The following is a 22,452-nucleotide window of genomic DNA, read 5'->3' as shown; positions in this document are numbered from 1 at the left end:
GATATTGGAAATATTTGTTTTTTTATTGAACCATGAAAAAATACGTTTTTTTGTTAGGCATCGTCAGTTGCTTATGGGCAGTAAATATTACTGCTCATAACCGCTTGAATCATTCTTATGCTGTAGCCCCGAATGTCTGGGAGGAAGGTCTGGGAAATCACCGGGCTGTACTGAAGATCAATCAGGCAGCAGAAGTTGTAACCTTGAAGATGGAATGGAGGCGTCCGGACCGGAATCCGGGAGACAAACGTTTTCTGATTGTTAATTCTGTTACGGGAGATACAGTCTCTAATGTCAGGAAGATAAAGGTTGACAATGAGTCTTGTCAGATTCAGTTTGGACCGGTGAGTCAACCGGGGACTTACTATTTTTATTATTTGCCTTATCAGGTGCAGACTGGCAGCGGTGCTTATTGGAAAGGGTATTTGCCTGATACGGTGACCCTGGATAAGTTCTGGAAAGAACAGGCTTGTCAGGAAAAGAACTGCGTGGAAGCAGAAGTGGAACGTCTGGAGTCGAGAACCCGGTTTGACAGCTTTTATCCGATGGAGGTGATTGCAACCAGGCAGGAGATCGCAGATTATAGAAAACAAAATTCCTCAGACTGGTATGTCTTCCCGGAGGATAGAGAGAATCCCATCCGTATGCGGGAATATCTGCCGGCCAAATGGATGGATGTCCGTCAGGGAATGAGTTTCAGAGGAAAAGCTGCTCCCAATGAGTATTATGCGTTTCAGATTGGAGTATGGAGTCCGGAGATGCCGTTGAATATCGTGGATTATCAGGCCACTGATCTGACATGCGGAAAGCAACGCATTCCTGCTTCTGCGATAACCTGCTTTAATCTGGAAGGGGTTGATCCGAAGGGAGAGTCGTTTACGAGAGATCTGGGAATCAAGAAAGGAATGGTACAGCCTTTATGGTTTGGGGTTGACGTGGATGCATCGCTGGCAGAGGGAGTCTATTCAGGATTCATAACCTTGACAGACAGTCTTCACGGAGAAAAGAAAATTCCTGTTTCCCTGCAGGTAGAAGGACAGATTCTGACTGACCGGGGGGATGGGGAGCCCTGGAGACATAGTCGTTTGAGATGGCTGAATTCAACTTTAGGCGAAGAAGATGTGCCGGTGAAACCATATACGGAGATGCAGGTAGATGGTTTTCGCCTGTCTTGTCTGGGCCGGCAGGTTGTGCTGGACAAGAAGAGCGGACTTCCCCGGCAGATTACTTCCTGGGGAACCGATATTCTGGAAAAGCCGATACGTTTTGTCGTAGAAACGGAAGAAGGAAGCAAGGTATATCAGGCACTTCCGCAGCTGGAGGAACAGACTCCGGCTCAGGTAAAAGGATATTGGAAAGCAGAAGATGCTGAGTTGTGTGTTTCTTTCAAGGGACGGATGGAGTTTGATGGGTGGATGAATTATGTGTATACACTGACACCCAAGCGCAATTTACACATAAAAGATGTACGGCTTGAGATACCGGTGAACAGCAGTGTCGGAACAGGATTTCTGGGAGCCGGTCTTCCCGGTCAGGAAACTCCGGAATGGTATGATGGGAAATGGGATACACCTGTAAAGGCCATCAATCATTCAGGTGTATCGATTCCGGTCAGCGAGAAAACGGACTGGTTATGGCCTTTCGACAGCTTCTGGATAGGTTCGGCTAAGGCCGGTATACATTGTGAGTTGCGAGGATCGTCTTACTCTGGTCCCCTGTTGAATGCTTATCATCCGGCTTATCCTCAAAGCTGGAGCAATGATGGAAAAGGGGGATTCCGAATCCGGAAATCGAAAAAGGAAACATTGGTGACGGTATATAGCGGAGAACGGAAACTGCAGGCAGGAGAGGCACTGGACTTTGATTTTGCCTTGCTTGTTACACCGGTGAAAGAATTGGATATCAGAAGTCAGTTTACAGACCGCTATTATCACAATGGACAATATCCGATTCCTGCGGAGGAAGACGTACAGGCTGGAGTAAAGATCATTAATGTACATCATGCCAATGAATTTAATCCTTATATCAATTATCCGTTCCTGACGAATGAAAAGTTGAAGGCCATGGTGAAGGAATGGCATGGAAAAGGGTGTAAGGTGAAGTTGTATTATACTTTGCGTGAGCTGACCAATATGGTGACCGAATTGTGGGCTATCCGCAGTTTAGGTCATGAAATTCTGCGTGGTGGAGATGGAGGAGGTTATCCATGGTGCAGGGAACATCTGGTAACGGATTATACTCCGCAATGGTACCATCATTTTGACAACGGTGAGGTGAACACGGGGGCAGATGCGGCTTTGCTGACCTCGGAAACGGATTCCCGATGGTATAATTATTATATTGAAGGATTGCGCTGGATGGTGAAGAATCTGGACATTGACGGTCTGTATCTGGACGATGTTTCTTTCGGACGGGATATCTTAAAGCGGATGCGGCGTGCCATGGACAGTGTCAAACCGGGATGTATTATAGATCTGCATTCGAATACAGGCTTTTCCCGGGGACCGGCCAACCAGTATGCTGAGTTCTTTCCATATATCAATAAGGTCTGGTTTGGCGAGAGCTTCCTGTATGATCAGATGACACCGGCCAACTGGCTGATAGAATCTTCCGGTATTCCTTTTGGACTGATGGGGGATATGCTTTACCGGGGTGGAAACAAATGGCTGGGTATGCAGTATGGTATGACGGTGCGCCATCCCTGGATGACAGAAGGAGTGGTGTGCGATCCGCGTCCGGTGTGGAAACTTTGGGATGAATTTGGAATAGCCGATGCCCGGATGACCGGCTTTTGGGAGCCGGAAGTTCCTGTTAAAGCAGACAGGGATGAGGTAAAAGTAACCGTTTATCAGAAGGCTGATAAGGTTTTGCTGTCACTGGGCAATTATTCAGATGACTCTCAGTCTGTTCATCTGGATATAGACTGGAAGAAGCTGGGATTATCTCCCAAATCTGTACGGATCGTTGCACCTGCAATTCCGGATTTTCAGCCGTCCTGTGAATGGGAAGCAGATGAACAGATCCGTATAGAGCCTAGAAAGGGCTGGCTGATTTATCTGGAGAAGAAATGAGCATATGGATTGTCTGATGGATATTCCATATTTAGGGATTGAATAACGTTTTTCAATGTAGATTTTTTTTCTGGGATGGATAGAGAGACATTCAGACTGATGTCTCCTGTCCATCTTTTTATATTTATTTTTTTTGCTTTTAAGGGTTCATATATTTTTTCTATTTTTGTGCCTGCCATTTGCCGGATCTGTTAACACCCGGGTGGCTTGTAACAAGAGAAATGTAGAAAACAGAATGGAAAGCAATCATAAAAAACTTGTCAATTCCCGTTGGGCCTGCCTCATTCTTGCAGGTATGGTGGCCGCGCTTGAAGTTTGCTTCATGCTTGGCCAGCGCTATCTGATCATTCAGGATTGCAAGACTGCTTTTGGGGAGGCCATGACGGAAGAGAAAGATAAGTTCATCACATTGATTGTTTTTCAGTATGATTCCCGGAATACAGAAGATCCTGTACCTGTGACGGAATGCATGGAGTGGGGAAATCAGTATTATCTGACTCTGGAGGATTCCACCCGGTTCCGGCTGGACAGTATCTTTCAGGAAAAACTTCATCAGAAAGACATACCGGTTCTGACAGCTGTCGGTTGCAGGATGGGTGAGCAGTATATACAGGGTTCTTCGCTTCTGGCGCATCCGGATTATCTGGCGATCACTGAAAAGACCTGGAGAACCAGCCTTAAGGGGAAGCCGGATCTTACCTTGAAAGCATCAGTACATATTCCTGTTGTCTTGTTGTTACATCGCTGGTATACTTATCTTCTGTTGCTTTTGGGAGCTATCGGATGGCTGTATCTTGTCCGTCGGAAAACAGCGGACCTTCCGGTTCATCAGGATTTGACGGAGGAGATATCGGGAGAAGAAATCGTACCGGGATATTATTGGAATGACAGGCAGCGTAAACTTTTCCACGAAGGTCTTGCCATTGAATTGAAGGGAATGAGTCTTCTCTATTTCAGGGCTTTTATCCGGAACTCTGATTTCAGTCTGTCTTACGGGCAGATTGCGGAAATTCATCAGGCTGGCAAAGTGGAGAACAGTGTAGTCAAGACCCGGGCTTATCAGATCATTAAGCAGTTGAAGGTTTCTCTGAAAGAGTTGGATGTTGAAGTGAAGTCCATCCGTGAAGTCGGTTATCAGCTGCATTTTTCAGAAGCTTCTGTATCTTCTTCTAAATAAGCAAGTTACATCGTGCCTTCGTTCGGGCTGAATCGTGCGGTCGTTGCGGTCTCATCGTGCAGTCGATTGGACCGAAGTGTGCGGTCGTTGCGGCGCCGTTTTATATGGTGGGTATTTTCATCCTTTTATAGTTTCCCGGTCAAAGTCCGCAGACTCTGGCCGGAAAATAAAGTTACTGAATTTCAAAGCTTCCTTTCAGGGGCAGGTTATCTGAAGATCCTCCGATCATGACATTGAACCGTCCCGGTTCAGCCGTGAAGTTCATGTTACGGTCATATATGGACAGATCCTGTCGTGTCAACTGGAAAGTCACTTCACGACTTTCGCCTTTCTTCAGGAAAATCTTCTGGAATCCTTTCAGACGGATCGGCGGAACTGCTACCGAGCTGACCTCATCATTCAGGTACAGCTGTACGACTTCATCACCGTCCCGGTCGCCCGTATTGGTAACGGTACAGGTAATAGTCTGCATGACTTCATTGTCACCGGCCGGTTGCGAAGCTGCCTTTGCTGTTGCAGAAAGTTTCAGATTACTGTAGGCAAAGGTGGTGTAGCTGAGGCCATATCCGAAGGTGTACAGCGGTTTTCCCGGACAGTCCATGTAATCCCGGAGAGTACCTTGCGAGTAGTGTACGGGGATCTGTCCTACATGCCGGGGAACTGACATCGGCAGACGGCCGCTGGGGTTATATTCACCAGTCAGTACATCTACGATACCGTTACCTCCCTGTTCTCCGGGATACCAGGCAGTGAGCAGTGCGTCAGATACTTCTGAGGCCAGATTCATGTTGAGAGGACGGCCGGCAATATAGACTGTCACCAGCGGTTTCTCTGTTGCGGCGATGGCACGGATCAGTTTTTCCTGATCACCCAGCAGGTCGAGAGTGGCCCGGTCGAAGCCTTCTCCACATTCCATATCCGAAAGGATTCCGCTATTTTCCGAGTCTACGGTAGCAGCTCCTGTATTGATATACTTTGTCTTGAAGTCGCGGGCACTGGAACCTCCTACAGCCAGAATTACCAGATCGGCTTTCCGAGCGGCTTCTACTGCTTCTTTGATATTGCTCTGGGTGGTGTCTCTTATGGCACATCCTTTCACATAGTCTATACGGACATCCGGCATCCGGTTACGCAAGGCGTCCAGCAGGGTAACCACTTTGCTGCGTTCCTGAGGAGCTGTATAGTCACCCAGATAGTTGTACATGACATCAGCATTCGGACCGATGACGGCAATGCGTTTCACTTTTCCAAGTGGCAGGATGCCGTTGTTCTTCAGCAGCACGGTTCCTTCGCGGGCTATTTTACGTGCCAGCATCCGGTGATCTTCGCAGTTAACCAGGCGTGCAGCCTCTTCGGGAGATACATAAGGTTGTTCGAAAAGCCCCATCCGGAATTTGAGACGCAGCACATTGCTCACAGCACGGTTGATAGCGGATTCTTTGACCTTTCCTGTCTGTACGGCTTTTACCAGCCGGCGATAAGCATTGGCACCCAGGTCCATGTCGGTTCCGGCTTCTACAGCCTGGATAGCCGCATCTTCCAGGTTGGCAGCTACATGAGCACCGGCAATGCCGTCAATGCTGGCCAGGTCGGAATAAACAAATCCGTCGAATCCCCAGCGTTTGCGCAACAGGGAGTCGATCAGGAATTTATTGGAGGTGCAGGGAACTCCGTCGATGCTGTTGTAGGAAGTCATGACCGTAGCGGCTTTTCCTACTTCTACGGCCCGCTGGAATCCAGGAAGGTATTCATCCAGCAAGGCCCGCAGTCCCATGTCTGCCGGTCCGCCGTTGTGTCCTCCACGGGGAACTCCATAGGCAGCCAGGTGTTTCAGGGTAGAGTAGACGTGACGTCCGTCCTTGAAGTCTTTGCCTTGCATACCCTGTACAAAGGCAGTACCCAGGATACCTGTCAGGTAAGGATCTTCTCCGAAAGTCTCTTCCACACGCGACCAGCGTGGTTCCCGTGCAATGTCAAGAACCGGACCATATCCTATATTGGCACCCTGAAGACGTGCTTCCAGTCCGATGACTTCTCCCATCTGCCGGATCAGAGATTCATTCCAGGTTGAGGCCTGTCCCATGGAAGTAGGGAATACTGTTGCTCCGATAGCCATGTGGCCATGCGGACATTCTTCGGCAAAAAGGACAGGAATTCCCAGGCGGGTATGCTCTACCGCATACTTCTGTAAGGCATTCAGAGCCTTGGCTGCCAGCCGGGGATTCAGTCCGGTTTCCAGAGTTTTCTGAGTCCACGGATCGGCACGGAGAACAGCCCAGTAGGAACCGATGGGAGCTTCGTCCATCTGTTGTCTGTATTTGTCCGAGATGGTTACACTGTCCGGACTGACTTTGGTGTACATTTCCCATCCCAGAGGACAGCAGATCTGTCCGATTTTTTCTTCAAGTGTCATGCGTCCCAGCAGGTCACTGACACGTTCTTCAATGGGAGCGGATGCCTGTCGGTAGACTGGTTCCTGTGCTATGGTCATTCCCTGCAGGCAACAGGCTGCTATAAGCAATAATGTTTTTCTCATCGTTGGTTGGTATTAATCTGAAAACGGAATGCCAGCGATTCGCATTTCAGGCCTTTGGGCAACTGAACTGTTACGCGGTTGTCGCGGCAGGTATAGCTCACTTTTTTACCGGTCTGGAGTAAGGTCATTTTGCCTTTCGGAAGGTTGCCGGTCCATGAAATCTCGTTGGGGAGTGTTTCATTGTCTTCTATGGTATAGATGGCATACAGGGTTTTTCCATCCTTGTTGGCCGTGAACCAGGTCTTTCCGTCGTGATAGACCGGAGTTGTCCGGGTGTTGTAGATAGCTTCCCCATTGCGGCGCAGCCATTCACCCACTTTGTGAAGCCGTTCCGTTACAGGCTGTTCAATGATTCCATCAGGGGTCGGGCCTACTCCCAGCAGGAGACATCCTCCTTTGGCCGTGATCTCTGTCAGCATGGCAATAACTTTCTCCGGAGATTTATAGGGAGCATTGGGAGTCCATCCCCAGTCGTTGCTCAGCGTGATACAACTTTCCCACGGATAGTTGAGCTGCTTTTCTGGAATACCTCTTTCCGGAGTCTGGTAGTTTTCATTCTTGCCCCGGATGCTGCGGTCTACTGAGATCAGTCCCGGATGTTTCTGGCGTGCTTTCTCAAGAATGCGGTCCAGATTGATGTCATCGCCGGTTACCCATCCGCCGTCCAGCCACAGAATGTCAAAGCTGCCATAGTTTTCCATCAGTTCGTTCAACTGGTTTTCAGTGAACTCCTGATATTTTTTCCACCATTCCGGGTGGCGCTCCTTTTTATAGTTCTGGTTGCGGTTCGGGGTAGCGAAGTAGGGATTCCAGTACCAGGAACAATGCCAGTCGGGTTTGGAGAAATAGCATCCCGTCATGAAACCTTCCTGACGGAAAGCATCGAATACATAGCGTGCCACATCTTTTTTCGGGTTGTCCTTGAAGGCTCCGTGAGCAATAGAAAAGTCTGTGTAGCGGGAGTCAAACATACAGAATCCGTCGTGATGCTTGGAGGTGAAGATCATATACTTCATACCTGCATCTTTCATGACTTCAGCCCATTGCGCAGGATTGAAGTTGACGGGATTGAACTTATCTTTCAGCCCCCAGTACCATTGCTTGTAAGCATCATAAGTCATTGTGGTATCACGGGGAATCCACTCTTCATCTTCAGAGCAGATAGACCATGATTCTACAATACCCGGGACGGAATACAATCCCCAGTGGAACAATACGCCGAATTTCTGATCCTGCCATTTGTCCAGTTTGTCAAGAACTTGTTCGTCGGTTGGCCAGACATAGCCGGATGCTTCCGACTGCTGGTGTACAAACCCCTGTACCTGTTGTGCATATGTGTTCAAAGAGACAGCAGCTCCGACAATGCTGGCTGTCAAAAATGTTTTAATATTTTTCATGAAGATGTTTGATTAGATTTGCGCAAACAAAGTTAAAAAGAAATTTGGAGATTTTATTCTCTCCGTAAAGGATAATCACCTCTTAGATGCTCAAAAAGTGCAGGTTGGGCACGCAGACTGTCGCAGTCCCGATGAGGATTGTACTGTTGCAGGGTCCGGATATCTTCGTCTGCATCAAACAGAGACTGGTCAGGTACGGGTAAGGTAATCTGAAAGTCGGCAGGCAGTTGGAAGAAACGGCAGAAGGCTTCCAGTACCATGCGTGTAGCGTTGGCCTTTCCGTCAGCAGAATATCCGGCTATATGAGGAGTACCGATAAATACTTTGTCCAGCAGTTCCAGATTGATGTTGGGCTCGTGTTCCCATACGTCAAGGACTGCTCCGGCTATCTGTTTGCTGTCCAGTGCGTGCAGAATGGCACCGGTATCGATAACTTCTCCCCGTGAGGTATTGATAATGAAAGGACGGCGTGTCAGGCTTTTGAAAAATGATTCATCAGCCAGATGATAGGTGGCATAACTTCCCTCCCGAATTAAAGGAGTGTGGAATGTCAGAATATCACATTCCTGTGCCAGGGTGTGCAGATCCGCAAAACCTTTTTCTCCGCGGTCAGCACGGGGAGGATCATTGAGCAAAATCCGCATACCCAGCCGTTCACCCAGATGCTGGATACGGCTTCCTACATGGCCTACTCCTACAATGCCCAGGCAAGCCTGGTCCAGACGGATTCCTTTTTCCTGTTGGAGCAGGAGCAGAACAGAATGGAGATATTGTTCTACGGCTCCGGCATTGCATCCGGGGCAGTTACTCCAGGCAATACCGGCTTCCCGGCAATACTCCGTATCAATATGGTCGAAACCGATGGTTGCCGTACCGATGAACCGTACCTGGCTGCCTTCCAGCAGCTGCCGGTTGCAGTGGGTTCTTGTACGGATGATCAGTGCATCTGCATCTTTTACAATGTCGGGAGTAAAGTCATGTCCCGGCAAATAGATCACTTCGTCTGCCAGGCGCGAAAGAGCTTCGCGTATGTAAGGGATTTTGTTGTCTACAATTACTTTCATCTTTATTCTTTCCTCTTTTTGGGATAGTGACCGCGAAGGTACATACTTTTATTGAAAATAATTGGAGAGACAGGAGATTTCCTTTACCTTTGCTAAAAATATAATCTGGAAAAGTCATGAAGTGCCTGCATATCATCACTCCTGTCAAAGACTCGATCGACTTTACGCTTGAAACTGTTCAGGCAATTGTCAACTCTGAATTAAAGGTGCCTTTCACCTATACAGTCTATAATGATTTCAGTACGGAAGAGAATACCCGCCGGTTGGAAAAAGCTTCCCGTGAGATGGGGTTCCGGTTGGTCAATCTTTCGGATCTGACTGATCATCCTTCGCCTAACTATCTGCTGGTACTCCAGAAAACCCAGGAAGAAGCGATTGCTGCTGATGCCGGACTGCTGATCGTAGAATCGGATGTAGTAGTGAAAAAAGATACTCTTCAGGCGTTGTATGACGGAGCTTCCTCTTATGAAAAGTGTGCGATTGCTGCAGCGGTGACAACCGATGAGCAGGGAGTCATTAATTATCCTTACCTGCATGCTTTGGGCAAGGAGGGACAGGTGTATGCCGAGAAGAAACACTGCAGTTTCTGCTGTTCGTTGCTGACTCCGGAGTTTTTGCGGGCTTTCGATTTTCACAATCTGGATGCCTCAAAGAATTGGTTTGATGTAACGATTTCTCATGAGGCTTTGAAACTTGGATTCCGCAACTATTTGTTTACGACTTTGCCTGTATGGCACCGTCCTCACGGCAGTCGTCCCTGGAAACAGCTGAAATATAAGAATCCCTTGAAATATTATTGGCTGAAGTTTACCAAAGGCCTGGATAAAATCTGACAGATATGAGTTGGCTGAATCATCGTACACTGGTTCTTCATCCTGACTGTGAATCACTGAGGGATTTCATGCTTTCCGTGCCGGAACGTTTCGACAGGGGAGAGGGAACTGTTATTCATAAAGGACGTAATGAACTTCGGAAAATGAAGTACGGAGAGCAGGAGTTTGTGGTGAAATCATTTCATCGCCCTAATCTGATCAACCGGTTTGTCTATGGAATATTCCGTCCTTCCAAGGCCAAACGATCCTATATCCATGCCGGTATGTTTCTCGAAATAGGTGTTGGTACTCCCCGTCCGGTGGGTTATATCAATGTACGTCGCGGAGGACTGTTTGACAGAAGTTACTATGTGACCTATGTTTCTCCCTGTCCTTATACATACGAGGCTTTGTTCAAACAGAAATTTTCGTATGAAGACGAAGTATTGAGCGAAGTGGGACGGATTACCGGAATACTCCATAACCACGGCTATGCACATAAGGACTATGGCCGCGGTAATATTCTGTTTCTGCATACGGAACAGGGGGTGTATCTGGAAGTGGTTGATCTGAATCGCCTGGCTGTCGGTCCGCTGGATATGAAAGCGGGCTGTAAAAACCTGGAACGATTGCCTGCTACTCCTCACATGCATCGGGTACTGGCCGAGGCGTATGCGAAAGAACGCGGGCTTGATCCGGAAGCATGTTATCGTCTGATGGTAGCTTACCGGAGTACACAACCTGGAAAAATCGACGGACTTTACTGATAAATAGCCATGAATATAAAAGCTGTGGTTGTGACCTACAACCGGAAAGAATTGCTGAAGCGAAACATCACGTGTCTGCGTGCGAATACTCCCGTTTCTTCCATCGTGGTCGTAAATAATGGTAGTACAGATGGAACAGGTGAATGGTTGGATGACCAGAAAGATCTGACTGTCATTCATCAGGAGAATGTAGGAGGTTCCGGTGGCTTTTACCGGGGCATTCAGTATGCATATCAGGCTGGTGCTGACTGGATCTGGTGTATGGATGATGACGTATTTCCCCGTGCGGACTGTATGGAGCATCTTCTGCCTTACACCCATGAATCCGGCGTAGGTATTCTTGCGCCCAGACGTTTGATGGAGGGACAGATCTTTACTAATGATTTCCAGAAAGTCAACCTGACCAATCCTTTTGCTTCCATGTATCAGCAGAAGCTGAAAGGCAGGGTGATTGATTCACCTGTGGATATCTGTGGAACAGCTTTTGAAGGACTCTGCATCAGTCGGGAGGCAGTGGAACGGATCGGGCTACCCAATAAAGAGCTGTTTATCTTTTGTGATGATACAGACTACTGCCTGCGTGCAGTCCTGGCCGGTTTCCGGATCTTATATATTCCCTCAGCTTTAATGGATAAGGAAAAGTTCTTTTCGGATGATGACTGGGAGACCCGGAGCCGTAAGAAAAAATGGAAACGCTTCTATCAGGTACGGAATGCTGCCTATCTGAATCACCGGTATGGAAAGAACTGGGCTGTACGCTACCTGCGCAGCTTCCATGCCGTACTGGGCTATATAGTCATAGCGCTGGCCACAATACCCTTTAAGGATGTATATACCCTGGATGATGTGGCCAAATTCTGGAAGGCTTATCGGGATGGTATCCTGGAAAAGCTGGGGAAATTATAAAGCCTGCATGTCATTCAGCCGTTTATAATAGCCATTTTTGGCTAAAAGTTCCTCGTGTTTGCCGCTTTCCACGATTCTTCCCTCATAAAGTACGTAAATCTGGTCTGCATTCTTGATGGTAGATAACCGGTGGGCGATGGCAATGGTGGTACGTGTCTTCATGAGACGTTCCAGTGCTTCCTGTACCAGACGTTCGCTTTCTGTGTCAAGAGCAGAAGTAGCTTCATCAAGAATCAGGATTGCCGGGTTCTTCAGAATGGCCCGTGCGATGGAGATACGCTGGCGTTGTCCTCCGGATAAGCGGCAGCCGCGGTCTCCGATGTTGGTATCGTATCCTTGTTCCGACTCCATGATGAATTCATGGGCATTGGCAATTTTTGCAGCTTCAATCACTTGTTCTTTCGTCGCGTTTTCTACGCCGAATGTGATGTTGTTGTAGAAACTGTCATTGAACAGAATTGCTTCCTGATTGACATAGCCGATCAGTGAACGCAGGTCGCTGATGGAAACATCCTTGATGTTGATTCCATCAATCAGAATCTCTCCTTCTTGTACATCATGGAATCTCGGCAATAGATCAACCAGGGTAGATTTACCCGAACCGCTTTGGCCGACCAGAGCAATGGTTTCTCCTTTCTGGATGCGAAGGTTGATATCATTGAGGACCTGTGTTTGTCCGTTGTAGCTGAAAGAAATATGGTTGAACCGGATTTCTTCGTTGAGTGCTGAAAGATGTGTAGGGTTTGCTTTTTCCACAATCGGATTGGGCGCTTTCAGGATTTTATCTACACGTTCCATGGAGGCCAGACCACGCGGGATCATGTAGCTTGCTTTTGAGAAATCTTTCAGCGGGTTGATGATGCTGTACAGGATTACCATGTAGTAGATAAAAGTGGAAGCATCAATGGAAGAATTGTTTCCAAGAATCAGAGAGCCTCCGAACCAGAGGACGAATACAATCAGTACGGTGCCCAGAAACTCACTCATGGGATGAGCAAGAGCCTGACGGATGGAGACACGGCTTGTTGCATCACGATATTCATTGCTGCATTTATTGAATCGGCTGATCATTTTTTCTTCAGCCGTAAATGCCTTGATGACACGCAGTCCTCCCAGTGTCTCTTCCAGCTGAGACATGGTTTCTCCCCATTTTTCCTGAGCTTCGAGTGACTGTCTTTTCAGTTTGCGGCCGATCTTTCCCATAAGCCAGCCCATAGTTGGCAGAACCAGAATGGTAAATACCGTAAGCTGCCAGCTGATGATCATCAGTGTGGCAAAGTAGGATATGATCAGAATAGGGTTTTTGAGCAACATATCCAATGAACTGGTAATGGAGTTTTCAATTTCTGCTACGTCACCGCTCATACGTGCAATGATGTCTCCTTTTCGTTCTTCCGAAAAGAATCCTAAGGGCAGATAGCTCACCTTGGAATAAACCATAGTACGGATATCACGTACGATACCGGTACGCAGAGGAACCATGACAGCAGTGGAACCGAAATAGCACGCTGTTTTCAGGAAGGTCATCCCAGCCAGGAATAGCCCGAGGAACAATAATGTTGTAGAGGGCCCGAATGCATCGATCAGCTGGTTAACGTAATAATAGAAATTATTGATAGCTGTTTCTTTCAGGGAGTCAACAGACCATTCCCAGTCCATATACTGATAGATTTTTTCCTGTGCGTTGGTTTTAAACAGAATATTCAGGATTGGAATCAGCAGAGAAAAGGAAAATACATTAAAGACAGCTGAAAGGATGTTCAGCACGACAGCCCAGCAGACGTATTTCTTGTAGGGCGAAACAAATCGCCGCATGAGTTGGAAGAATTCTTTCATAATCAAGGAATGTAACTACTTGTATGCTGCAAAGATAGTGTAAAATACCTTAGCTCCGCTATTCAGTCTGTAAAAATTACGGCGGGCTCGTGGCAGGATGTCATATTTTTTGTAGTTTTGTCCTTTGTTATAATCCGATAGACCGAATGAATATTTTATACCGCATACTATTCGCTTTTTTATATTTGTTGTCTCTGCTTCCGCTGAGGCTTTTGTATTTATTGTCTGATATTCTGTTTTTCCCTTTGTTCTATGTTGTGAAATATCGTCGGAAGGTTGTGGAAAAACAGCTGGCAGAATGCTTCCCGGGAAAGACAGTTCGGGAAAGACTGGCTGTCGAACGGCAGTTCTATCATTTCTTCTGTGATTATGTGATGGAAGTAATTAAGATGTTTTCCATTTCACGGGAAGAGATGAAGCGGCGTATGGAATTTACGAATCTTGATGAGGTGCGTGCTGATCTGGAACGGGAAGACAAGAAGTTCTGTTTTCTTTATTTGGGACATTACTGTAATTGGGAATATATAGCTTCATTAAGCAGCTGGATACCGGATATGCACGGAGGACAGATTTACCATCGTATTTATAATAAGGCATTTGATGAACTCTTCTTGCGGTTGCGTGGACAATTTGGCGGAGAGTCCATTCTGATGAAGGATACCCTTCGCCGGATTCTGACCCTGCGGAAACAGGAAAAGAAAGTTATGATCGGATTTATTGCTGACCAGTTGCCTAAATTGGAAAACATGAATCACTGGACGCATTTCCTGAATCATGAGACTTCTTTTTTTATCGGGGCAGAACGGATTGCCAAACAGGTGGACGCTGCTCTTTATTACGTGGATGTAGAGCGTGTGAAACGCGGATATTATCGGGCTACTTTCCGCTTGATGACTCTTCATCCGAAAGAATATGCTGATTATGATCTGACCGACTGGTATGCCCGTCTGCTCGAAGAAAGCATCCGTCGTCGGCCTGCCTACTGGCTTTGGACGCATAAGCGTTGGAAGCGTACCAAAGAACAGTGGCTGGAATGGAAGCAAAGCAACGCTTAGGCTGACTCTGAATTTTTGCCGGCTGCTGCCGGTTTGTCCGGTCAGGGGATGCAGGGAGTAAAAGGCTTCCAGAAATTCATGCGGCTTTTGTGCATAAATCCATGGCATCCCATGGGTAATTCCTTATGATTGAGAGTATAGCATACTCGCGGTTTCAGGTCGAATGCAAATTGAATGGCAGTTTGAACATCGGGATAATGAAACTCCTTCGGAATCAGTGCCCAGAAGATATCTTCGTTATGCATGGAGTCTGTCCGGGCGTTGAAGTCCGCGATTTCCTGGGCATATTTTCGGCATGCCTGAATAAAGGAATCTACCTTTCGAAGGCACAATCCGCCGTTCCCGATTTTGTCATACATCTGCATGCGGGAAATCTTTTCAGGAGAAGAAAACAACCATTTCTTTAGCTGAATAAACTGTTTCATCGGGAAATGTCTGTATCTGGGACGTGTAGGCCAGGGGGCAGCAATCAGATCGTAACCTTTTTGGCACCAGGCTGACAGGTCGTCACGGAAGATCCAGGCATCTGTATGGCAAATCAGAATATATTCACAATCCGAAAACAGCTGATAGAAAGCTTCCGACATCATCATCTCATTATATCCGGCAATACCTCTTTTTGTGCCTAGCCAGTCGGTAGAAACACTGATTGTTTCAGCTTGTGGGTAAGCTTGTTCATATGAGGAAATGTTCAGTCCTTCAGGTTTGAGAAAAACTACAGGATAGTTTGATAGCTTTTCCATGTTATTGGCCAGGGCAGCTTTCTCCCAGTCCTTCAGTGTTTCTTTATAGAACGGTATGATAATTTTTACGGAGTATTTCATCTTTCTGTTTTTGTTAAGTTTCTTTGTTTAGGCAGTAGAATTCGTTTGTGTTTGAAAAGGTGTTTTTGCATTCATTTTTGCAAAGATATAAGATATTCATATAAAAGCGCTATCTTTGTCTGGAAACATTTCATTAATAGATTACCGTTTATTATATGTCTGATCATCTATTCTATAAATTACGGAGTGGGAAACCGGTGAAGTTTCTCAACTTCTTGCAGAAGTTTATTGGTCTGGCCATACCGGATGCGTATTATCGTTCCCGTCGTAAAAGCATGCTGGAAGCTGCACGGAAACGACCGGATTATGAGTATCTCAAGCAGCGGGTGGATTATTATATGCGGATCACTTCCCCGTGGACTATTTCGATGGAAGATAAGCTGACTCGTGACCGGAGTTGGATTCATTATACGGGAGCTCTTGGAGATTACCGCCGTAAGATGTTTCATACTGCTTATTATTTTGATCAGCATGATGTAACCCGTTGGTTTCCTCCTCGGTTGCGTTGGAATTTCTGTCCGGGGGATGTTTATTTTACCCCCAAGGAACCAACTATTGTAAAGAGCCGTTTGCTTTCGGAAGATAATATGAACTCGGTGGTATTAAAACTGGATAAGTTGCGCCATTTCATGTATGTATATGATACGAAGCCGTTCCGCGAGAAGAAAGATTGTGCTATATTTCGGGGGAAGATCCGTCAGAGCCGCCTTCGTACAGCCTTTCTGCAACGTTTCTTTGGTCATCCGATGTGTGACTGCGGTGTGGTAGGGCGGAATGAAGGATGCCCTGAGAAGTGGATGACAGATAAGAAAACCATTCGGGAACATCTGGATTACAAGTTTATCATAGCTTTGGAAGGAAATGATGTGGCTTCGAATCTGAAATGGGTCATGTCATCTAATTCTCTGGCAGTCATGACCAGGCCAACTTGTGAAACCTGGTTTATGGAAGGACAGTTAATACCTGATTATCATTATGTGGAAGTGAAAGAAGATTTTTCTGACTTTGAGGACAAACTTAAATATTACATTGCTTATCCGGAGAAAGCAGAGGAGATTATAGCACATGCGCATGAGTATGTATCTCAGTTCAGGGATAACAAGCGTGAGGAACTTCTTCAATTAATGGTAATGCAGCGCTATTTTGAAACCAGCGGGCAGTTGTAAATTTATAAATCCTATAAGTTATGAAGCAGATTGCTGATGAAATCTCATTGATTATTACAACTTATAATACACCTGTTTTTTTAGAGATCGTATTGAAGAGTGTGATGAAACAGCAGGTTTTTCCTTTAGAAGTTATAGTCGCAGATGATGGCTCCGGGACTCCAACCCGTGAATTGATTGAGCGTTATCAGAAGGTTTTTCCTGTGCCGCTGATTCATTCGTGGATTCCTGATGAAGGTTTCCGGGTCTCAAAAGCACGTAATGTAGCAGCAGCTCGTGCCAGGGGAATTTATCTGGTTATGATTGATGGTGATATGGTGCTTGGGCGTCATTTTATTGAGGATCATCGCACCCTGATGAAGCGGGGATACTTTACGACCGGAAGTCGTGCACGTCTGATGAAGAAAGGAACAGAGCGGATCTGTAAGAAACTTTCCCCAGATATCACTTTTTGGACACCAGGACTGCGCCGTCGGCTTGTGATGCTAAGGCTGCCATTTTTACACCGTTTTATTAAGGGAAACAGTGGATTAAAACGTGCCAGAAGCTGTAATATGGGAGTGTGGAAAGATGATTATATTCGGGTGAATGGATTCGAAGAAAACTTTGTTGGCTGGGGATTTGAAGACTGGGAATTCTTTCAACGGCTTTATAATTGTGGACTGGTGCGCCAGAATGCCAAACTGATGGCTCCGGCTGTTCATCTTTATCATCCGGTAAAGAATGCTGATCGTGCACCTTTGAATGAACAGATGTTGAAAAATACGGCTGCTACGGGGAAACAACGGGCAGAGAAAGGAGTGGATCAGTATCTGGATCTGTCGTGTAACCCATAATCTTTGTAGATACTTATGATGAAGAAACAAGATAAATACGCGTGGCTGTTGGCCATTCTTTGTGTGGCTTCCCTGTTCCTTTTTCTTGGAGAAGCCTTGTTTAATACTCGGGGAGAACCTCGGGAAGCAGTAGTTGCTCTGTCGATGCTGCAGGATGGTAATTGGGTTTTACCTGTCAATAACGGAGTAGATATGGCTTATAAGCCACCTTTGTTTCACTGGTGTATCGCTTTGTTTTCTACAATTGCCGGGGGAGTGTCGGAATATACTTCCCGCATGCCGTCAGCTGTTGCACTGGCTTTGATGGTATTGGCTGGCTATGGCTTTTATGCTCGTCGGCGGGGTAGTGAACTTGCTTTTCTGATGGGACTTATTACATTGACTAATTTTGAGGTTCATCGGGCAGGAACAAATTGTCGGGTAGATATGTTGCTGGCAGCCTTGATGGTGATGGCTCTTTACCAGTTATACCGGTGGGGAGAAAAGGGGCTGAAAGGAGTTCCCTGGCTTGGAATACTTTGTCTGAGCGGAGCTTTCCTAACCAAAGGTCCGGTAGGAATGGTTTTACCTTGTCTTGTTACAGCTGTATTCTTATGGATCAGAGGTATGCATTTCGGCCGGATTTTTCTTTCTTTCCTGGGGATAGGGCTGGCGTCATGCGTATTGCCTTTGGTATGGTATGTAGCAGCTTATCAGCAGGGAGGAGAAGAGTTCCTGCAGCTGGTGCTGGAAGAAAATGTACTTCGTCTGCTTGGCAAGATGAGTTATTCTTCTCATGAAAATCCTGCCTACTATAATGTGATTACCGTTGTAGCCGGTTATGCTCCTTATACCTTGTTGGTGCTTTTGTCTCTTTTCTTTCTGAAGTATCATAAGGTGTCCGGTAAGCTGTCCGGATGGTGGAACCGCTTCCGTACGTACATTCGTGAGATGGATGATGTCCGTCTATTTTCGTTGCTTAGTATTGTTTTGATTTTTGTGTTCTACTGCATCCCTAAAAGCAAACGTAGTGTGTATCTGCTGCCGATCTATCCTTTCCTGGCTTACTTCCTGGCAGAGTATTTGCTCTACCTGAACCGAAACCGTACACAAGTGGTCAAGATTTTCGGAAGTGTAATGGCCGGGCTGTCATCTTTGTTATTACTTGTCTTTTTTGCACTTCGGATGGGATGGGTTCCTGACACCATTTTCTCAGGACGTCATGCGGCACAGAATGTAGCGTTTCTGCATGCACTGGAAGAGTTGCCGCTAGGTTTGGTGTCCTGGGTATTGCTGGCGGCAATGATTGCAGCTATAGGCTGGTTCTTCTCTTCGTTGAAGAAAGATGTTTCTGCGTCTGGCTTACCCTATTCTGTTATTGGGGTTATCTTTACGGTGTTTCTGGGACTTGATGGACTTTTCCAGCCTGCTGTTCTGAATGTGAAGTCCGATAAGCCTGTGGCAGAACGTATTGCGGGTATTGTTCCTGAAGGAAAAATTTATTCCTATCGAACAGATATTACTCCAGGCAACCGAATGCATCCTTTTACGATTAATTTCTATTTAGGAGATCGTGTGATGCCATTCGATGTCTTTGAGCCGGAAAAAGGATTTCTGATTGTAGGTAATTCAGAGATCGAAGACTTTGAACGGACTTATCCCGATTATCAGGTAGAAGAGATTTTTGACAGTGGTCACCGCAGCTGTGATGATCATAAAATCCTTCATTTCTATCGGTTCTGGAAACATGGTGAGTGAACGGAAACAACTGGGAGGACAGGCGTTGCGTTTTGCTCTTGTAGGGGTAATCGCAACACTTCTGCATTATGGAATTTATTATTTCCTGCAGCGGGTGATAAATGTCAATATAGCCTATACGATCGGATATGTATTGTCGTTTCTGGTGAACTTCTATCTGACAGCTTATTTCACTTTCCATTCAGCTCCATCGTGGAAAAAGCTGACAGGAATGGGAGGAGCGCATGCAGTAAACTATTTACTTCATCTGGTTTTGCTGAATCTGTTTCTCTGGTTGGGGGTTCGGGAAGAATGGGCTCCGTTCCCTGTGTTTGCCATTGCGGTGCCGGTTAATTTCCTGCTGGTACGTTGGGTGTTTAAGGAAAAGAAAAAAGGAGATATGCTATGAAACTGGTAATTGTAGTACCTTGTTATAATGAAGAAGAAGTGTTGTCTGAAACCACTTCCCGTTTGTCTGCTGTGATTCAGCGCATGGTAGAGGAAGGCAGGATCACAGAAGGGCAGATCTTGTATGTAGATGATGGAAGCCGGGACAAGACCTGGAGCCTGGTAGAAAGTCTCTCAACTGCTTATGCTTGTGTATCCGGACTCAAGCTAGCTCATAATGTCGGTCATCAGCAAGCTCTGTGGGCCGGCTTGGAATGGGCTGCTGTGCATGCCGATGCTGCTGTTTCTATCGATGCAGATCTGCAGGATGATGTTGAAGCTATTCCCTTGATGGTAGATTATTTCAATAAGGGTATTGATATTGTTTTCGGAGTCAGGAAGGAGCGTAAGACTGATACCTTCTTCAAAAAGCATACGGCACAGGCCTTTTACCGGCTGATACGTGGCTTAGGAGGAGATATCGTTTACAATCATGCTGATTTCCGGCTGATGAGCAAACGTACGTTGCAGGCACTGGTCTCTTTCCCGGAACGTAACTTGTTCTTGCGGGGAATGGTTTCCTCATTGGGATATCCTTCTGCCATTGTTTATTATAACCGTAGTCCCCGCTTTGCGGGTGAGTCAAAATATCCTTTCAGTAAGATGCTCAGTTTTGCACTTGATGGGATTACTTCTTTTTCGGTACGTCCGTTGCGTTACATTACTTATCTTGGCCTTGTGTTTATACTGATAGCCCTTTTGGCTATTGTATATGGAATCTGCTCGTTTGTAGAAGGTACGGCAATTCCGGGATGGACTTCTTTGCTGGTTTCCTTGTGGTTTATTGGCGGAGCCATTTTGTTGGCCTGTGGAATAATTGGCGAATATGTGGGTAAGATCTATAAGGAGGTGAAACGGCGTCCTCGTTATTTTGTGGAAAAGACTATTCTTCCGAAAGAGAAAAACTGAGATGTCAGCATATTTCTCTTTCGGAAGGATATGGAAGAGAGAATATGACTCAAATATAAAAAAGAAACAGCTTCACAATACATCGTGAAGCTGTTTCTTTTTTATTTAGGATATACAGTGTGTTATGCGTTCTTGTTGGCACGTTTACGTTCTGTTTCATCCAGAATCACTTTACGCATACGCATGCTCTTCGGAGTAACTTCTACGTATTCATCTTCCTTGATGTATTCCAGAGCTTCCTCCAGTGAGAAGATAACCGGCGGGATGATGCGGGCTTTATCATCAGAACCGGAAGCACGCATGTTGGTCAGTTTCTTTGATTTGGTTACGTTGATCACCAGGTCATTTTCGTGAACATGCTCACCAACTACCTGTCCGGCATACACTTCGTCCTGCGGATAGATAAAGAATTTACCGCGATCCTGCAGTTTGTCGATGGCATAGGCAAAAGCTGTTCCGCTTTCCATTGCAATCATGGAACCGTTGGTACGGCGAGGAATTTCTCCCTTATACGGCTGATATTCCTTGAAGCGGTGAGCCATGATAGCTTCTCCCTGAGACGCAGTCAGAACATTTGTACGCAGACCGATGATACCGCGTGACGGCATGTCGAATTCAATGTTTACACGGTCACCCTGAGTTTCCATGGATACCATTTCACCTTTACGGCGGGTTACCATATCGATCATCTTGCTGGCAAACTCTTCCGGAACACTGATGGTCAGTTCTTCGATCGGTTCACATTTGACACCGTCAATTTCCTTAAAGATAACCTGAGGCTGGCCTACCTGAAGTTCATAGCCTTCACGACGCATGGTTTCAATCAATACAGACAAATGAAGCACACCACGTCCGGAAACAATCCATTTTCCATCTTCATTTTCAGTCTTGCGAACGCGCAGAGCCAGGTTCTTGTCCAACTCTTTCATCAAGCGGTCGTGAATGTGACGTGAAGTCACATACTTTCCTTCTTTTCCGAAGAACGGAGAGTCGTTGATGGTGAACAGCATGCTCATGGTCGGTTCATCAATAGCAATCGGTGGCAGCGGTTCCGGGTTTTCAAAGTCGCAGATGGTATCACCGATTTCGAAACCATCGATACCTATAATGGCACAGATATCACCGGAAGAAACCGATTCTACTTTCTTGCGTCCCAACCCTTCAAATGTATGTACTTCCTTGATCTTTGATTTAACCAGCGTTCCGTCACGTTTTGCCAGAGTGATGTTCATGCCTTCACTGATAGTTCCGCGATGTACACGGCCTACGGCAATACGTCCGGTATAAGATGAATAGTCGAGTGAGGTGATCAGCATCTGCGGAGTACCTTCCAGTTGCTTCGGAGCCGGGATGTATTTCACGATGGCATCCAGCAGCGGAGTGATGGTACCGGTCGGAGTTTTCCAGTCTTCACCCATCCAGTTATTCTTGGCAGAGCCATACAGTACCGGGAAATCCAACTGATCTTCCGTCGCATTGAGGCTGAACATCAGGTCGAATACCATTTCATAGACTTCTTCCGGACGGCAGTTCGGTTTATCAACCTTGTTGACTACTACAATCGGTTTCAATCCGATTTGCAGTGCTTTCTGGAGTACGAAACGGGTCTGTGGCATCGGACCTTCAAAAGCATCAACCAACAGGATACATCCGTCAGCCATGTTGAGGACGCGCTCTACTTCTCCACCGAAGTCAGCATGCCCCGGAGTATCGATGATATTGATTTTAGTACCATTGTAATTGATGGAGACATTTTTTGAAAGAATGGTTATACCTCTTTCACGCTCCAGATCGTTGTTATCCAGAACCAATTCGCCATTGGTCTGATCGTTGCGGAACAGGTGTCCCGCCAGCATCATCTTGTCCACGAGGGTTGTTTTACCGTGGTCAACGTGGGCAATGATGGCAATGTTTCTAATATCTTGCATACTAT

At 46.4% G+C, this 22,452-nt stretch carries 18 protein-coding genes; 11 read left to right on the top strand and 7 right to left on the bottom strand.

Translation table 11 applies throughout. The features are described from left to right. Positions 1-32: 32 nt before the first annotated feature. A complete protein-coding gene (locus BACCOPRO_RS09810; protein WP_008143198.1) occupies positions 33-3,071 on the top strand; it encodes a glycoside hydrolase domain-containing protein in 3,039 nt (1,012 codons plus the stop codon). Here the strand turns inward: BACCOPRO_RS09810 and BACCOPRO_RS17825 are convergent. After that, entirely contained in the window at positions 3,053-3,250 is a 198-nt protein-coding gene (locus BACCOPRO_RS17825) for a hypothetical protein (protein ID WP_008143196.1), read from the bottom strand. The two genes, BACCOPRO_RS09810 and BACCOPRO_RS17825, sit on opposite strands and share 19 nt — an antisense overlap. Positions 3,251-3,306: 56 nt before the next feature. Here BACCOPRO_RS17825 and BACCOPRO_RS09805 point away from each other — a divergent pair, with 56 nt between their 5' ends. Beyond that, entirely contained in the window at positions 3,307-4,248 is a 942-nt protein-coding gene (locus tag BACCOPRO_RS09805) for a hypothetical protein (RefSeq protein ID WP_008143193.1), read from the top strand. 172 nt (positions 4,249-4,420) lie between these two features. Here BACCOPRO_RS09805 and BACCOPRO_RS09800 read toward each other — a convergent pair whose 3' ends face one another. The 3 genes from BACCOPRO_RS09800 to pdxB are packed head-to-tail and all read right to left on the bottom strand — an operon-like array spanning position 4,421 to position 9,245. Next, a complete protein-coding gene (locus tag BACCOPRO_RS09800; protein ID WP_008143191.1) occupies positions 4,421-6,784 on the bottom strand; it encodes a glycoside hydrolase family 3 N-terminal domain-containing protein in 2,364 nt (787 codons plus the stop codon). Then, positions 6,781-8,181, bottom strand: coding sequence for an alpha-L-fucosidase (locus BACCOPRO_RS09795; RefSeq protein ID WP_008143190.1), 1,401 nt, complete (start codon positions 8,179-8,181; stop codon positions 6,781-6,783). Before BACCOPRO_RS09795 ends, BACCOPRO_RS09800 begins: the two co-directional genes overlap by 4 nt. 53 nt (positions 8,182-8,234) lie before the next feature. Further along, positions 8,235-9,245, bottom strand: a complete 1,011-nt coding sequence (gene pdxB / locus BACCOPRO_RS09790; RefSeq protein WP_008143188.1) for a 4-phosphoerythronate dehydrogenase PdxB — start codon at positions 9,243-9,245, stop codon at positions 8,235-8,237. A gap of 116 nt (positions 9,246-9,361) precedes the next feature. Here pdxB and BACCOPRO_RS09785 point away from each other — a divergent pair, with 116 nt between their 5' ends. The 3 genes from BACCOPRO_RS09785 to BACCOPRO_RS09775 are packed head-to-tail and all read left to right on the top strand — an operon-like array spanning position 9,362 to position 11,730. Beyond that, on the top strand, positions 9,362-10,078 hold the full coding sequence (locus BACCOPRO_RS09785; RefSeq protein ID WP_008143186.1) for a hypothetical protein: 717 nt from the start codon (positions 9,362-9,364) through the stop codon (positions 10,076-10,078). Between the two features lie 5 nt (positions 10,079-10,083). Then, positions 10,084-10,824, top strand: a complete 741-nt coding sequence (locus BACCOPRO_RS09780) for a hypothetical protein (RefSeq protein ID WP_040311353.1) — start codon at positions 10,084-10,086, stop codon at positions 10,822-10,824. A gap of 9 nt (positions 10,825-10,833) precedes the next feature. Beyond that, a complete protein-coding gene (locus BACCOPRO_RS09775) occupies positions 10,834-11,730 on the top strand; it encodes a glycosyltransferase family 2 protein (RefSeq protein ID WP_008143183.1) in 897 nt (298 codons plus the stop codon). Here BACCOPRO_RS09775 and BACCOPRO_RS09770 read toward each other — a convergent pair. After that, entirely contained in the window at positions 11,725-13,566 is a 1,842-nt protein-coding gene (locus BACCOPRO_RS09770; RefSeq protein WP_008143181.1) for an ABC transporter ATP-binding protein, read from the bottom strand. The two genes, BACCOPRO_RS09775 and BACCOPRO_RS09770, sit on opposite strands and share 6 nt — an antisense overlap. Before the next feature lie 146 nt (positions 13,567-13,712). Here BACCOPRO_RS09770 and BACCOPRO_RS09765 point away from each other — a divergent pair, with 146 nt between their 5' ends. Continuing rightward, positions 13,713-14,621, top strand: coding sequence for a lysophospholipid acyltransferase family protein (locus BACCOPRO_RS09765; protein ID WP_008143179.1), 909 nt, complete (start codon positions 13,713-13,715; stop codon positions 14,619-14,621). 41 nt (positions 14,622-14,662) lie between these two features. Here BACCOPRO_RS09765 and BACCOPRO_RS09760 read toward each other — a convergent pair whose 3' ends face one another. Beyond that, positions 14,663-15,445 carry a DUF5672 family protein gene (locus BACCOPRO_RS09760; RefSeq protein ID WP_008143177.1) on the bottom strand — a complete coding sequence of 261 codons (783 nt, stop codon included), beginning with the start codon at positions 15,443-15,445 and terminating at the stop codon, positions 14,663-14,665. Between the two features lie 155 nt (positions 15,446-15,600). Here BACCOPRO_RS09760 and BACCOPRO_RS09755 point away from each other — a divergent pair, with 155 nt between their 5' ends. The 5 genes from BACCOPRO_RS09755 to BACCOPRO_RS09735 are packed head-to-tail and all read left to right on the top strand — an operon-like array spanning position 15,601 to position 20,519. Further along, positions 15,601-16,611 (top strand): glycosyl transferase family 90, encoded by a 1,011-nt coding sequence (locus BACCOPRO_RS09755; protein ID WP_008143175.1) that lies wholly within the window; start codon positions 15,601-15,603, stop codon positions 16,609-16,611. Positions 16,612-16,631: 20 nt separating this feature from the next. Then, positions 16,632-17,447, top strand: coding sequence for a glycosyltransferase (locus tag BACCOPRO_RS09750; RefSeq protein ID WP_008143174.1), 816 nt, complete (start codon positions 16,632-16,634; stop codon positions 17,445-17,447). Between the two features lie 15 nt (positions 17,448-17,462). Then, the gene (locus BACCOPRO_RS09745; protein ID WP_008143172.1) at positions 17,463-19,184 is read left to right on the top strand and encodes an ArnT family glycosyltransferase; all 1,722 of its coding nucleotides are present in this window, start codon (positions 17,463-17,465) and stop codon (positions 19,182-19,184) included. Next, positions 19,174-19,572, top strand: a complete 399-nt coding sequence (locus BACCOPRO_RS09740) for a GtrA family protein (RefSeq protein WP_008143170.1) — start codon at positions 19,174-19,176, stop codon at positions 19,570-19,572. The genes BACCOPRO_RS09745 and BACCOPRO_RS09740 overlap by 11 nt, the downstream gene beginning before the upstream one ends. Continuing rightward, entirely contained in the window at positions 19,569-20,519 is a 951-nt protein-coding gene (locus tag BACCOPRO_RS09735) for a glycosyltransferase family 2 protein (protein ID WP_008143169.1), read from the top strand. Before BACCOPRO_RS09740 ends, BACCOPRO_RS09735 begins: the two co-directional genes overlap by 4 nt. 122 nt (positions 20,520-20,641) lie before the next feature. On the opposite strand, the gene typA is transcribed toward BACCOPRO_RS09735, so the two are convergent. Further along, positions 20,642-22,447 carry a translational GTPase TypA gene (gene typA / locus BACCOPRO_RS09730; RefSeq protein WP_008143168.1) on the bottom strand — a complete coding sequence of 602 codons (1,806 nt, stop codon included), beginning with the start codon at positions 22,445-22,447 and terminating at the stop codon, positions 20,642-20,644. Between the last annotated feature and the right edge of the window lie 5 nt (positions 22,448-22,452).

It is taken from the genome of Phocaeicola coprophilus DSM 18228 = JCM 13818, from assembly GCF_000157915.1.
In the GTDB taxonomy this organism is placed as follows: domain Bacteria; phylum Bacteroidota; class Bacteroidia; order Bacteroidales; family Bacteroidaceae; genus Phocaeicola; species Phocaeicola coprophilus.
Note: the sequence above shows the minus strand (reverse complement) of the source record. Positions and strands in the feature narration are given on the sequence as shown.

Excerpts from the sequence above, each read along its gene's own strand:
- BACCOPRO_RS09810 (WP_008143198.1), top strand. The coding sequence starts at position 33 with ATGAAAAAATACGTTTTTTTGTTAGGCATCGTCAGTTGCTTATGGGCA.
- BACCOPRO_RS17825 (WP_008143196.1), bottom strand. The coding sequence starts at position 3,250 with ATGGCAGGCACAAAAATAGAAAAAATATATGAACCCTTAAAAGCAAAA.
- BACCOPRO_RS09805 (WP_008143193.1), top strand. The coding sequence starts at position 3,307 with ATGGAAAGCAATCATAAAAAACTTGTCAATTCCCGTTGGGCCTGCCTC.
- BACCOPRO_RS09800 (WP_008143191.1), bottom strand. The coding sequence starts at position 6,784 with ATGAGAAAAACATTATTGCTTATAGCAGCCTGTTGCCTGCAGGGAATG.
- BACCOPRO_RS09795 (WP_008143190.1), bottom strand. The coding sequence starts at position 8,181 with ATGAAAAATATTAAAACATTTTTGACAGCCAGCATTGTCGGAGCTGCT.
- pdxB (WP_008143188.1), bottom strand. The coding sequence starts at position 9,245 with ATGAAAGTAATTGTAGACAACAAAATCCCTTACATACGCGAAGCTCTT.
- BACCOPRO_RS09785 (WP_008143186.1), top strand. The coding sequence starts at position 9,362 with ATGAAGTGCCTGCATATCATCACTCCTGTCAAAGACTCGATCGACTTT.
- BACCOPRO_RS09780 (WP_040311353.1), top strand. The coding sequence starts at position 10,084 with ATGAGTTGGCTGAATCATCGTACACTGGTTCTTCATCCTGACTGTGAA.
- BACCOPRO_RS09775 (WP_008143183.1), top strand. The coding sequence starts at position 10,834 with ATGAATATAAAAGCTGTGGTTGTGACCTACAACCGGAAAGAATTGCTG.
- BACCOPRO_RS09770 (WP_008143181.1), bottom strand. The coding sequence starts at position 13,566 with ATGAAAGAATTCTTCCAACTCATGCGGCGATTTGTTTCGCCCTACAAG.
- BACCOPRO_RS09765 (WP_008143179.1), top strand. The coding sequence starts at position 13,713 with ATGAATATTTTATACCGCATACTATTCGCTTTTTTATATTTGTTGTCT.
- BACCOPRO_RS09760 (WP_008143177.1), bottom strand. The coding sequence starts at position 15,445 with ATGAAATACTCCGTAAAAATTATCATACCGTTCTATAAAGAAACACTG.
- BACCOPRO_RS09755 (WP_008143175.1), top strand. The coding sequence starts at position 15,601 with ATGTCTGATCATCTATTCTATAAATTACGGAGTGGGAAACCGGTGAAG.
- BACCOPRO_RS09750 (WP_008143174.1), top strand. The coding sequence starts at position 16,632 with ATGAAGCAGATTGCTGATGAAATCTCATTGATTATTACAACTTATAAT.
- BACCOPRO_RS09745 (WP_008143172.1), top strand. The coding sequence starts at position 17,463 with ATGATGAAGAAACAAGATAAATACGCGTGGCTGTTGGCCATTCTTTGT.
- BACCOPRO_RS09740 (WP_008143170.1), top strand. The coding sequence starts at position 19,174 with ATGGTGAGTGAACGGAAACAACTGGGAGGACAGGCGTTGCGTTTTGCT.
- BACCOPRO_RS09735 (WP_008143169.1), top strand. The coding sequence starts at position 19,569 with ATGAAACTGGTAATTGTAGTACCTTGTTATAATGAAGAAGAAGTGTTG.
- typA (WP_008143168.1), bottom strand. The coding sequence starts at position 22,447 with ATGCAAGATATTAGAAACATTGCCATCATTGCCCACGTTGACCACGGT.